At 69.4% G+C, this 12,887-nt stretch carries 6 protein-coding genes; 3 read left to right on the top strand and 3 right to left on the bottom strand.

All coding sequences use genetic code 11. The features are described from left to right. Positions 1-24: 24 nt before the first annotated feature. The 3 genes from ACXET9_RS12920 (at position 25) to trxB (ending at position 4,192) form a co-directional block, all read left to right on the top strand. Entirely contained in the window at positions 25-2,433 is a 2,409-nt protein-coding gene (locus ACXET9_RS12920; RefSeq protein WP_457887041.1) for a hypothetical protein, read from the top strand. A 50-nt stretch (positions 2,434-2,483) separates the two neighbouring features. Further along, complete coding sequence (locus ACXET9_RS12925; protein WP_457887042.1) at positions 2,484-2,993, top strand: hypothetical protein; 510 nt, start codon at positions 2,484-2,486, stop codon at positions 2,991-2,993. A gap of 131 nt (positions 2,994-3,124) precedes the next feature. After that, positions 3,125-4,192 (top strand): thioredoxin-disulfide reductase, encoded by a 1,068-nt coding sequence (trxB, locus tag ACXET9_RS12930; RefSeq protein ID WP_457887043.1) that lies wholly within the window; start codon positions 3,125-3,127, stop codon positions 4,190-4,192. A 4,964-nt stretch (positions 4,193-9,156) separates the two neighbouring features. Here the strand turns inward: trxB and ACXET9_RS12935 are convergent. From ACXET9_RS12935 to rsmG, 3 genes are all read right to left on the bottom strand, one after another. Next, a complete protein-coding gene (locus tag ACXET9_RS12935; RefSeq protein WP_457887044.1) occupies positions 9,157-11,166 on the bottom strand; it encodes a ParB/RepB/Spo0J family partition protein in 2,010 nt (669 codons plus the stop codon). Between the two features lie 106 nt (positions 11,167-11,272). Next, entirely contained in the window at positions 11,273-12,136 is an 864-nt protein-coding gene (locus ACXET9_RS12940) for a ParA family protein (RefSeq protein WP_457887046.1), read from the bottom strand. A 52-nt stretch (positions 12,137-12,188) separates the two neighbouring features. Continuing rightward, on the bottom strand, positions 12,189-12,854 hold the full coding sequence (gene rsmG / locus ACXET9_RS12945; protein ID WP_457887047.1) for a 16S rRNA (guanine(527)-N(7))-methyltransferase RsmG: 666 nt from the start codon (positions 12,852-12,854) through the stop codon (positions 12,189-12,191). Positions 12,855-12,887 lie beyond the last annotated feature (33 nt).

The following is a 12,887-nucleotide window of genomic DNA, read 5'->3' on the forward strand; positions in this document are numbered from 1 at the left end:
CCCGGACGAGGAGAAGGACGGTCCGTGAACAGCTTTCCGCATCAGGATGCCCTGCTCTCCCGGTGGACTCTGGAGGGCGGCATCCCCCTGTCCGGCGTCGCGGCCGACGCCGCCTGGCAGCGCGCGCGCTCGGTGAGCACGGGCGAACCCGTCGCCCTGTTCATCGTGTGGGGGCCGACGGCGCTCGAGACCGCCGACGCGGTCCGTCGCGCGGCCCTCGTGGAGGACCCCCGGCTCCTCCCGGTGAAGGACGTGCTCGTCCTCGGCGCTCCCGGCGAGGGCGCCCCCTCGGCCGACGGCTCCGGTCCGGCCGCCGGAGGTCCGGCCGACGGCTCCGGCCTGCCGACGACGACCGTCGTCGAGTACCCGATGCCGACGTCGCCGCCGCTCGCCGCGATGCTCAGCCACGGCCCCCTGCATCCGGAGACGGCGCGCGCGATCATCGGCGAGGCCGCGAGCGGCCTCGAGGTCGGCCGACGACGGGGCCTGCGCCACCGGCTCCTGGACTCCAACCGCATCTTCGTCGACACCGCCTCCGGGCAGGTCACGGTGCTGGGCATCGGCGTCGAGGCCGCCTCCCGCGCGGACCTCGAGGGCAGCGACGGCGCCGGGTCCGACGACGCCTCCGCCCTCGTCGCGCTCCTGTACCGCTGCCTGACCGGCCACGGTCCGCGCCGCGACGCCTCCGGCCGCGTGCCCCGCCCCTCCGTGCGGCTCGGCGCGCCCCTGCCCGAGGACCTCGACCTCCTGTGCGACCTCGTCCTGAACGGCGCCGGCGCGGACGCGCCCGACTCCACGCGCGGCCTCGTCGCCGCGCTCGCCCCCTGGCAGTCGATCCCGGTGACCCTCCAGGCGTACACGGATCGCCCGCCGAGCTCCGCCGACGGACCGGACGTCGCCGACACCGTCCTGCGGCCCCGCCCCGGAGCCGACGCCGCCTCCGGCTCCCTCGCGGGCTCGCCCTCCGGATCCCTCGCGGGGTCGCCCTCCGCACCCCTCGCGGCCGCACCCGACACGGCGGACACCGTGCTGCGGCCCTCCGCCGCCCAGGCGCGCGCTGCGACGCCCCCGCCGTCGGCCGACGCCGCGGCCGCCTCCGCGGCGGACGCGAGGGCTCTCGTCGACGACCTGCACCTCACGCAGCGTCGCACCCGCAGCGCCTTCCCGGGCCACCTCGAGACCGGCCAGCATCCCGTCGTCCCGTCCGCGCCGTCGGCCGCCCCGGCCGCGGTCTCCTTCGCCACCGCCGGGCAGGGGCAGGATCCGGCCTCGGCTCCCGCACGACCGCTGGCTCCGTCGGCGCAGCCGTTCCCGCCCGCGCACTCCGCGCCGACCGGGCAGCCCGTCCCGTCGGCCCCGCAGCAGGGGGCACCGCAGCAGGGGGCACCGGCGAGCGTGCCCCCGGGCGCGCAGGGGGCGACGCCCGCCGACACGACGCCCGCGCAGGCGCCGTCCGCCGCCCAGCCCTTCCTGACTGCTCAGCCCGTCCCGTCTGCTCAGCCCGTCCCGTCCGCGCAGCCGGCGGCGCCCGTGATCCACCAGGGGGCCGCCGTCTCCCCGCCGGGACCGGTCGCGGTCACCGGTCGCGTCGACCGGGTGACCCCCGACGCGGCCGACGGGCCCATCCTCGTCCCCGGACGCTCCCGCTCCAGCACGGAGGACGAGGAGACCCGGCTGACGCCGGCGACGGCCTCCCGCAGCACCCTGTTCCGCGAGGTCGTCGGCGTCGCCGTCGACAACGGCGACCCGGACACCTTCGCCCTCGGACCCTCGCAGCCGGCGGAGCGCTCACGGCAGTCGCAGTGGATCATCATCGGTGCGGTCCTGCTGGTCATCGTCGCCCTCGTCTTCGCCGTCTCGACGATCACCTCGGGCCTGCGCGACCGGGTCGAGAACCCGCTGGCCACGCAGTCCGCCGAACCGTCGGCCACCGCCTCGGCGGAGCCGACGGAGGAGCCCACGACCGAGGAGCCGACGTCGGAGGAGCCCACCCTGCCGGCCGCCCAGCTGGACGGCGTGGAGGAGTTCTCCCCGAACGGCGACAACCTCGACCACCCGGAGCAGACGGGCACCATCACCGACGGCGACCCCGAGACCTTCTGGTCCACGAAGATCTACCAGAGCCCGCAGTTCGGAGGGCTCAAGGACGGCACCGCCCTGAAGCTCACCTTCGCGGAGGACTCCACGCTGACCTCGGTGACCGTGACGACCGCCCGCAACAGCGGCGGCACGATCGAGCTGCGCGCGCTCAACGACGACGACTCGCTCGGGGACGTCCTGGCGACCGGAGCCTTCGCGGGCGACGGCACGCTGACCCTCCAGCCCGACGAGCCCGTGGAGGCAAACCGGGTGGCGCTGTGGATCTCCGAGCTGCCCTCGGACTCCAAGGGTGACGGATATCGCGGTCGCATCGCGGAGATCCAGGTCGGATGATCTCGCCGGCGGATGCCCATCTGGCGCGTCTGAAGCGCCGCCGAGGCGGGGTGCCCCGGATCTCCACCATGCTGGGGATCCCGGCTCCGCTGCTGGTCATCGCGCTGCTGCTGTCGGCAGTCGTCGGCCTGCAGCTCTCGGGCGCCCTCGAGACCGCGACGACGACCCGCTCCAGCGCCATCACGTCCGTCGACTCCACGAGCACCACCGGGAAGAATTCGTCCGGTCTCCCCGTTGTCACGGACAGCACCCTCGGCACGGAGGTGCAGCGTCAGGTCGACACCGGCGCCATCCAGCCGATGACGAGCTTCGACGCGGCGCAGTGCCTGGCGGAGCTCGGCATCACCGACTCGGTGCAGATCATGGAGGAGGTCGCATGGGGAACAGCGCAGACGCCCGCCTGGCTGCTGGTCTACGGCCCGGGAGACCGGGACACGCTCCGCGCGGCCGGGGGCACCGTGAAGGTCACGGTCGTCCTGCCGACCTGCGGGAACGGTGACGACACCGGTGCCGCGGACAAGCAGCTCTGGTCGGGATCCGTCCTGATCGGCAGCGTCTGACCGCGCACCACGGCCCCGCGTCACGCACCACGGCCCAGCGTCACGCCTCACGCCTCACGCCTCACGCCTCACGAACATCGCACGCACTCCGCCGGCTCGCTGATCCGGCATCCGTTCTCGGAAGGACATCCATGTCGCAGCCCATCCAGGCCCTGAACATCCTCGGCTCCGTCACCCCGAAGGCCGACGCCGCCCCCGCGGTCGACGCCGTGCAGGACGACACCGTGCACGAGGTCGTCATCGTCGGCTCCGGACCGGCCGGCTACACCGCCGCCATCTACGCCGCCCGCGCCGAGATGAAGCCGATCGTCCTCGCCGGGGCGCTCGACGCCGGCGGCGCGCTCATGACCACGACCGACGTCGAGAACTTCCCCGGCTTCGCCGAGGGCATCCAGGGCCCTGAGCTCATGGCGACCATGCAGGAGCAGGCCGAGCGCTTCGGTGCCGAGGTCATCCTCGAGGACGTCGTCGAGGTCTCCCTCGAGGGCGAGATCAAGACCGCCACGCTCGACGACGGCACCGTGTACCGGGCGAAGGCGCTGATCATCGCCACCGGCTCCGCTTACCGCAAGCTCTCCGTGGAGGGCGAGGAGCGCCTCTCCGGCAAGGGCGTCAGCTGGTGCGCGACCTGCGACGGCTTCTTCTTCAAGGACCAGGACATCGTCGTGGTCGGCGGCGGCGACAGCGCCGTCGAGGAGGCCACCTTCCTCACCCGCTTCGGCAAGAACGTCACGCTCATCCACCGCCGCGACGAGCTGCGGGCCTCGAAGATCATGAGCCGACGAGCGGAGTCCGACCCCAAGCTGCAGTTCGCGTGGAACAGCGAGCTCGTCAGCATCAACGGCGGCGACAAGGTCGAGTCCGTGACCCTGCGCGACACCGTCACCGGGGAGGAGCGCGAGCTCGCGACCTCTGCCGTGTTCGAGGCCATCGGTCACCTGCCCCGCACCGAACTGTTCACCGGGAAGCTCGAGCTCGACGACCAGGGCTACATCGTCTGCCAGGGTCGCTCGACCTACACCTCGGTGGAGGGCGTCTTCGCCGCCGGCGACGTCGTCGACCACACCTACCGTCAGGCGATCACGGCCGCCGGCTCCGGCTGCCAGGCCGCCCTCGACGCCGAGCGCTGGCTCGCCGACCGCGCCGCCGCCGAGACCTCCACCGCGTCGGAGACCGCGGAGACCGTCGCCGCACGCTGACCCCTGCACCGCCCGCCGCGCGATCGCGGCGGGCGGTGCCGCGTCGGCGATGCGACTCCGCGAGGTGCAGACAGTCCATGGACGATTCCCAGCGACCCATCGGCGGGCCCGGCACCGCCGTCCTCGTCCTGTGGGCTCCATGGGCGGCGCCGTCGCGCCCGGCGCCGACAGTCCTCCGGGAGCTCGGCCGACGATGGGGGGACACCATCACGACGCTCGCTCTCGAGGATCCTGATGATGCCGTCCTCGACCTTCTGGACGTCGACGTGCTGCCGACATGGCTGATCCTCCGTCGCCTCGCCGATTCGGACAGCGGCGAGAGCAATGCTGAGGACGAGACGAGCACACCGGCCCCGGACACCGAGCAGGACGAGCTCCCGTCCATCAGCCGCGGGGCGGAAGAGTCTCAGGAGGGGAGAGGCGGAGTGGTCCAGGACTTCACCATCCCGAGCGGCGCGAGTCCTCTGAGCGGAGGATCGACGCCGCCGAGGACGACCGCCCCCGCGCGTTCCCCCGAGGTCGATGCCGGTGAGGTCAGCTCGCGCGTCGTCCTCCCCGGCACGTGGCGCGTCATCTCCCGACGCACTGGAGCTCTCCCGAAGCACGAGGTCGCGAACCTCGTCGATCAGGCGTTGGAGCGGAGTGAACGACTCGCCTGACGAGTGCTGTCAACTTCCTGACGCAGGAGCCGTATGACGTGCGCGGACGCCGTCATCCACATGCTTATCCACATCTGTGTACACAGTGCTCCAGGCCTCCATCCACATGGTTGTCCACATCTGAATGTGGACAACCCGACGAGAGATTCAGATGGCGCGACACGCCAAAATGGCTTCTGACCTGCTGAAACGGGGCTGACGGCTGAGAACTCGCGAACAGCACTGTGCAGACCGCTGAGGATTTGAGATCTGTCCGTGATCTCGTCCGCGACTGTTGTCCACAGAGTTGCACACACTGTGCAAAACCTCGTCGCGGCACCGTTCCACGTGAACCGCCCGCCCCTCCAGATGCTCGAGTAGTCGCGCGTCCATCATTTCCCGGAGCGCACAGGAAGAGACCGGCGGCGAGACGCTATGCCCCGCAACGTGCAGCTGCGCTTCCCCGCAGGCAGGCGCGATCGCCCGAGAGGCGGAGGAGGAGGAGGAGGAGGGGTGCATGCGCGGAACGTTGGCTGGCTCTGACCAGACGGCAGCCCCATAAGCTCGGCTTCACATGAAACAACACCCTGGTCTCGGGGGGCGTGGCAAGTCAGGATGTCGACTTGCGAGGTTTCACGTGAAGTGCTGGCGTTACGACGTCTCGTGAGGGACCGCCTCAGCACCCCGACCGCGGGTCGCCAGCAGGCCCAGCTTCTCCTGCGTGGCGTGAGATCGTCGCCTCTGGTCAATCGAACTCGTCATGTGGACTTCCTCCCCGCACCACCGACATCACTGGTGAAGAGCTCTCCCACGCCTGGGCCGGCCGCGAGTGGCAGGCACCCTCGACGGCGCACTTGCCGCGATCCTCACGATTCACGTGAAACGCCACCCAGGCCGAGGACCCGCTAAACCTCGTACACCGAAGTGGCCTAGGTCACTCCGTGGCTTCGATCCTCGGCAGTACCGCGATCGAAGCCTCCTCGGGGAAGAGTCGGACAAGAGCACCCGGAGACAATCAAGGAACTTGCCAGCCACTCAGAGAGTAGGCCAGCGGCTCTCCCTCCGCGGGGCTGCCCAGTTCGCGCAAAGCCTTTCCCTCGATGACAAGCCCAGCTGCATCCCTCAGCGGGCTGCGGTCGCCCCAGCATCTCGCCTGGCAGAATCGCCGCCTCAGTGTTCATGCCGTTCCCTTCGTCAGCACCACAGAGAGACGGCTTCGGCTGGCCTTCGTGAGGAGCCAGCTGCTCTTTGTCGAGGGGAGCGTTTCACGGGAAACGTTGAGTCGTAGGCCGCGCACGATGTTGCATGGGACTGGGCGGGCACGTTGACGTGATTCCAGCGAGCCGGACGGATCCAACTTCTACCTCGCGAACGACCATGGCGTCGCTCGAGCGCGGGTAGCGGGCAATCCAGCGCTGAGCATCGAGGGGCTTCTGCGCCTCACCTTCCTACTTCTACGGCGGTAGATGTCTGGAGCATCTCCACATCCCCGTCTACGCATCAAGCAACTCCGGGAGACGGAACGGGTGGCGAACTCCGACCCCTCGTCGACGCAAGGGGCGTACACGAAGAGGTGGCCATCCCCGCAGCCGGCGGCCTACAGCTGGCTGGTCCACCCTCCAGAGGCATGCTGTCGCCACAACCAGCGGGACCAGTGTTTCCCGTGAAACGTCGACTGCCATCTCTCCCAGATCATGACAGTTCGGGGAGCAAGATGGGGTCACGAACGTTGTGGCGGGCAAGAGTGTCAGAGCAGTTCCAAGCTCGCGCACGTGGGAGGGACTGGACGGATGCCGCGTACCAGGCATCGACATGTCGCGGGGAGCGGTGCAGGCCTACAGCACGGGTCCTGTTCGTCCTGGATGTCTCATTCCTTCTCCGCGGATCCAGTGGCCTGTGTTCCTCGCGAAGCCGCGCGGCCGCGTCGTTCCACGTGAAACCAGCTCTCATCTAAGAGATCGACGAGGGCCCGGCCGAGATGTCCAGACCGGGTTGAGCTCCCGAGATCGAGCCCGACACCCACCTCCTTGGGCCACCTCGCCGAGGACCTGTTCTACGAGCAATCGCGCCCAATGGCGCAAGCAACACCGGTAGACGGAAGTGGTAGCCGCTATAGCTGCGTTTCCCGTGAAACATGGCCATCGCAGTCACGATCACGCCCGACCAGATGGCCCCCACACGTGCCATGCCGCGCGCGTTAGCAGGCGAGGGCTTGCCCGTGGCCGTTGGAGGACCTCCCACTCACATTCCATGTCGGCGGATGGAAGCTCGACTCCCGTCAACTGAGTCCGCCCGCTCTATGGCTGCAGCGCGCCGAGCACAGAGCACAGAGCACAGAGCACAGAGCGCGTCAGTACAGCGGCGCGGCGCGGTGCGGTTCCAGACGATGCGTGGAGCCCCTTCTGACTGTTGCTCATTCCGCATCGTCCCTCCGTTTCCCGTGAAACTTCGGATCCTCCGTCATCAGGCCGCCAGTCGCCCCGCGCTTCCAGGGGTCGCTTGCCACCATGGCCCCCAATGCGGCTGCCGTCCCTTGAGTCCAGACGGGATCCGCCTGGCATCCATCTACTCGTCGATCTCTATGACCGCTTCCCCTCGGGCACTGACCGACAGAGCGAGAACAGCACACCACCGACCTGGGGAGGCATCGGCCTATCGACTCATGAGCAAGTCAGGCAACGAGTTGTCTGTGCTGATCTAGTCATGTCGGACCATGGACCGCGAGCGGGGTCTGCTCCTGGCACACGGTTCGTGGATGCGAGCACTGTCCCTGAGACGTGTCTTGCCCACCGCAGCCCGCCATGGGATGACAGGGTCGCCATGCTGCTCAGAGGTGATCCGCTAGCCACGCAGCGAGATGCCGACTCCTGCTTGATGCGGCGGTCCGCTCTTGGGTCTTGGCTGCACACACGGATCTCGTTTCCCGTGAAACTCTCGAGATGCCTACGAATCCCCGCTGCCGCGTCCGCCTCTCCACTCCGGCTCACTCCTGTTCGCCTCGCCCCAGTGGTCGTTGAACGGGATGGTGGGCGGCGCACGGTGCACGGTGCAAAGGGGATGGGGATGCGCCGTCAGCCCCGTGCTTCACGTGAAACGCCTGGGTGATGCAGACGATCGGCTACCCCAACTGCCCCCTGCACCGTTCAATGCAGCCACCGCCGTGACACTTTCGTGCTACGTGGGATGCCTTGCGTGGCTCTCAGGGATGTTGGATGAGCAAGACTCCTCCCGTCAGCACCGACATCGTTGGGCAGATCATCCAGGAACCTTTCGGAGGCGTAGAGCAACCAGCCGACGAACACGCCCCGACGACGTCGCCAGGCGCCTCCGTACCCCGGCCGGCGCCAGTGTTTCCCGTGAAACTCCTCCTGTGACCGCACACCGCAGGTGCAGCGATGAAGACTCGACCTCTGCCGAGCACTTTCCCCAAGGGCCCCTCTGCGAACTGATCACTCCACAGCTCGCTGATCCGGCCACTGAGCATAGAAGCGAGGCGGTAGGTTCCACGGGAAACACCGCAGTTCGATGTCTACCTCGGATCTCTCGGAGCAGCGGGGGCACCGTGCACCGGGCCGCTCTATAGGAACTCCTCGCCCTTGCGCCTCTCGCGATGCGCGGTCCGAGAGCACGCCCACCTGCTCAGGTAGCCTCTCCTCCGTCAAAGGCGAGGCACTTCCCCTCAAGAGCTTCTCTCACCCAGGCCGAGCCAGAGCCACGTCGACGGACCCACAGCACGCCTATCCCCGGGACCTTCATCGGCCGTCACCCCTAGGCTGCCGTCGCCATGTTGTCTCCGCGACAACGGTGTGTCGTCGCAATCCACAGAGTTGTGCACAGTGGTGGATACTCCAGCGTCAGCGAGATGACCAGCGCGTTCGTCTCATTCTTCCCGTGGTGCGCACAGTCCGTGCACAACGATCGCTCGCCATCACCAGGGTGCAGCTGTCCGCTCTCACCCGTCCGCTCGCCCAGCCGTGCGGACCCTGGACTGCTGCAACGGGCCCCTCCCCGATGGATGTCCGTGCGCCCCCTGCACATGACAACAGTTCATTTCATCTTCAACTATCGGTTCGAGAGGTGTCTACCCATGAACCAGTCCTCCAGGAGCTCGCCGCTCTTGCAGACCACCCGCTCGGGGACCGGCCCGTACCGCCCCGCCGAGCCGAGCCGAGCCACGGATGCAGCAGCGAGCGAGGGCACGACGGAGCAGCAGGCCACCGGATACCGCAATGACAACGCCCCCGGTCCCGCGAGCATTCATCGCTCGAAGGCCCGAGGGCGTCGTCCGGGTGCTTCCGCGCCCACCGATGGAGACCGGTGGAGACCTCAGTCGGTGGTCGCGTCCTGTGCGCTCTCGCCGTCCTCCTCGACCGTGGGGTCGACGCCCAGCGTCGAGATCAGTCGCTCGAGATCGTCGATCGTGGTGAACTCCAGGGTGATGCGTCCCTTGCGCTTGCCGACATCGATCCGCACCTGCGTCTCGAGCCGGTTCGCGAGCCGGCTCGTCAGGTCGACCACGTGCGGGTCGTAGCTGGTGCGACGCGCCGTGCGCATGCCGGTGGTGCGCTGTGCTCCTCCGGCGGACACGAGACGCTCGACCGCACGCACCGAGAGACCTTCGGTGACGATCCGCTGGGCGAGCTCCTCCATGAGAGCCGGGTCATCGAGCGAGAGCAGAGCTCGCGCATGACCGGCGCTGAGCGCCCCGCTCGCGAGCCTCCGCTGGACCAGCGCCGGCAGGCGGAGCAGTCGCAGCGTGTTGCTGATCTGCGGACGGGACCGACCGATCCGCTCCCCGAGCTCGTCCTGCGTGCACCCGAAGTCCTCGAGGAGCTGCTGGTACGCGTTGGCCTCTTCCAGCGGGTTCAGCTGGGAGCGGTGGAGGTTCTCCAGGAGGGCATCCCTAAGGAGGTCGTCATCGCTGGTCTCGCGGATGATCGCAGGGATTGTTGCCAGTCCTGCCCGTCGGGCGGCCCGCCACCGGCGCTCACCCATGACGAGCTCGAAGGACTCGCCGTTCTCCGTGACCGGGATGGACCGGACGACCACCGGCTGCAGCACACCGACCTCACGCAGCGAGAAGGCGAGCTCATCGAGCTCCTCGTCGTCGAACAGCGTGCGCGGGTTGCGGGGGTTCTCCCGGATCTCGTTGATCGGGATCTCGGCGAAGACGGCGCCCGGCACGGGCAGCAGCTCGCTCTCGCTCGTGATGGCCGGCGCATCCTCGCCATCAGTCGACGTCTGCCCGGTCGACTCGGTCGGCTCGGTCGGCTCGGTCGGGGCGTCGTCGGCCGACGCTGCGGGAGTGGTCGCCGGAGCCTCAGCGACCGCGGGCTCAGGGGCCAGCGTCGCGGTGGCCGGCGTCTCGGGAGTCGAGGGCTCGAAGGCCGGCGTCAGAGCAACCTTCTCGACGTCGACGACCGGGCTGTCCTCGCCCGTGCTCGTGCGGTCCGCAGAATCATCCGACGGTGCAGCCGAAGCGGCGGCAGAGGTCTTCGCGGCGGCCGATCGGGCGGAGGATGCCTTCTTCGCGGCAGGCTTCTCCGCAACGGGCTTCTCCACCGCGGCCTTCTGCCCAGCAGACTTCGCTGCCGTCTTCTGCTCCGCAGGCTTCGTGGCAGTGCTCGCTGCAGCGGTGCTCGCTGCGGCAGTGCCCGTCGTGGTCGAGCCCTTGATCGTCGCGGGCTCCGTGGCCGTGCTCGGAGCGGCAGTCGTCGTCGCGGTCGACCTCTTCGCCGGGGTCTTCTTCGCCGGAGCCTTCTCCGCAGGCGCCTTCTTCGCCGGAGCCTTCCTCGCGGGGGCCTTCTTCGCCGGCGTCTTCGCCGAGGATCGGGTCGCGGGACGTGCGGACGCGTTCGTCGACGCCGAAGCCGACTCCTGCGCGGTCGTCTCCTGCGCGGTCGAATCCTTCGCGGTCGCCTTCTGGTCGGTCTCGTCCGCCTCCGGTACGTCGGCGGGCGAGGACGGCGAGGCGGGGGTCGCCGCCGTCGTCGCGGAGGCGGCTGTGGACGGGGACGATGCCGAACCGGCCGAGGACGCGGAGCCGCGGCGCGAGCGCGAGGATCCCGACCGGCCGCGGCGCTCCGCGGCGGCGCGCGCCATGTCGCTCGCGAGGTCACGGGAACGACCGCGCTCGCGCGGCGTCTCCTCCTCGGCGTCGCGCTCGACGCGATCGCCCGTGAAGAAGAGGTCGACGGGGCGCGCCGACGCATCCCGGCCCGTGGCGTCCACTGCTCCCGCCTGCGTGCGGGTGCGCAGCGCCGGCGCGGCCGCGGGCAGCCCCGCACCGGGGATCAGGGCGCCGAGCCCTCGCCCGAGTCCTCGCTTCTGCGTCATCTCCGTCGTCCTTCCGGATCACATGTCCACCTGGGTGATCGCCTCTTGCCGTCGGCGCGACGGTCCCCCTCCGCGAGGGCGTCCCGGGTCCTCACCGGCATCATCCTCATGGTGCCGGACGCGTCGTCAGCTCGTGGGCCGCGACCCGATAGGCCAGTGCGCCGCTCGAATGCGGATCGTACGTGAGCACCGTCTGCCCGTAGCTCGGCGCTTCGGAGATGCGCACCGATCGCGGGATCGAGACCTGCAGGGTCTGCTCCGGGAAGTGCTCGCGGACATCCTCCGACACCTGCGCGGCGAGCCGGGTGCGGGCGTCGAACATCGTGATGAGGATCGAGGAGACCACGAGACCGGGGTTCAGGTGCTGGCGGATCAGGTCGATGTTGTTCAGCAGCAGCGAGAGGCCCTCGAGCGCGTAGTACTCGGCCTGGATCGGGATGAGCACCTCACGAGCCGCGACCAGGGCGTTCACCGTCAGCAGGCCCAGCGAGGGCGGGCAGTCGACGAGCACGTAGTCCAGCCGCGGCAGCCCCTGCTCCTCGCGGTGCTGGAGGTAGTCGTGGATGGCGTTGCGCATCCGGTTCTCGCGGGCGACCAGCGAGACCAGCTCGATCTCGGCGCCGGAGAGGTTGATCGTCGCGGGCGCGCACCAGAGGTTCTCCATATCGGGAACCGGCTGGACGACCTCCGCGATCGGGGTCGACTCCACGAGCACCTCGTACATGCTCGCGACCGCCGCATGGTGCTCGATCCCGAGCGCCGTCGACGCGTTGCCCTGCGGATCGCCGTCGATGACGAGGACCTGCAGGCCTCCCATGGAGAGGGCGGCGGCGATGTTGACGGTGGTGGAGGTCTTGCCGACCCCGCCCTTCTGGTTGGCGACGGTGATGATCCGGGTGGACGCGGGGGCGGCGAACCTCAGTCCCTCGAGGGCTTCCCTCCGCTCGTGGTCACGCTGCAGTTCGCGCATCAGAGGAGTGTCCTCCAAGTCCCCGTAGCTCAGGGAGGAGCCCTCGTGAAGGTCAGCCACGCGGATCACCCTTCCTGGATTCCAGTGCGCGACGACGCACTTGGACCACTGTAGTGGGAACCTCGACCTCGTCCAGGCCGTACTGGACGATCGTCGGGTCGACCCCTCCGAGACGGGTGAGGGTCCTGCGCGCGCTCCCGACCTCGTCGGACGCGGAGCTGCCCTTCAGGGCGAGCAGCAGACCGTCGTCGGCGACCAGCGGGAGGGTCCACTTCGCGAGCTTGTCCAGCGCGGCGACGGCACGGGCGGTGACCACCTCGAAGCTGCGTCGGCCGTGCAGCTCCTCCGCGCGGGCGCGGACGACCTCGAGGCCGAGGCCGAGCTCGGCGTCGACCTCCTCCAGCCAGGTCGTCCGACGCTGCATGGTCTCGATGAGGGTCACCTGGAGATCGCCGCGGGCGATCGCGAGGACGACGCCGGGCAGCCCGGCCCCCGAGCCGACGTCGGCCAGCGTGCGGGTGCCGGCCGGGATCGCGTCGGCCATCAGCGCGCAGTTGACCACGTGCCGCTCCCACAGCCGGTCCACCTCGCGCGGCCCGATGAGCCCGCGCTCGGGCCCCTGGTCGGCGAGCATGTCGGTGAAACGGCGGGCGAGGTCGAGCCGGTCGCCGAAGAGGCGCTCGGCCGGAGCTCGCAGATGGTCGGGCAGGGGAAGCACGGCGGGAAGAACCTCCAGGTCCTCAGGAAGCGC

The organism is Brachybacterium netajii (SeqCode) (genome assembly GCF_054114245.1).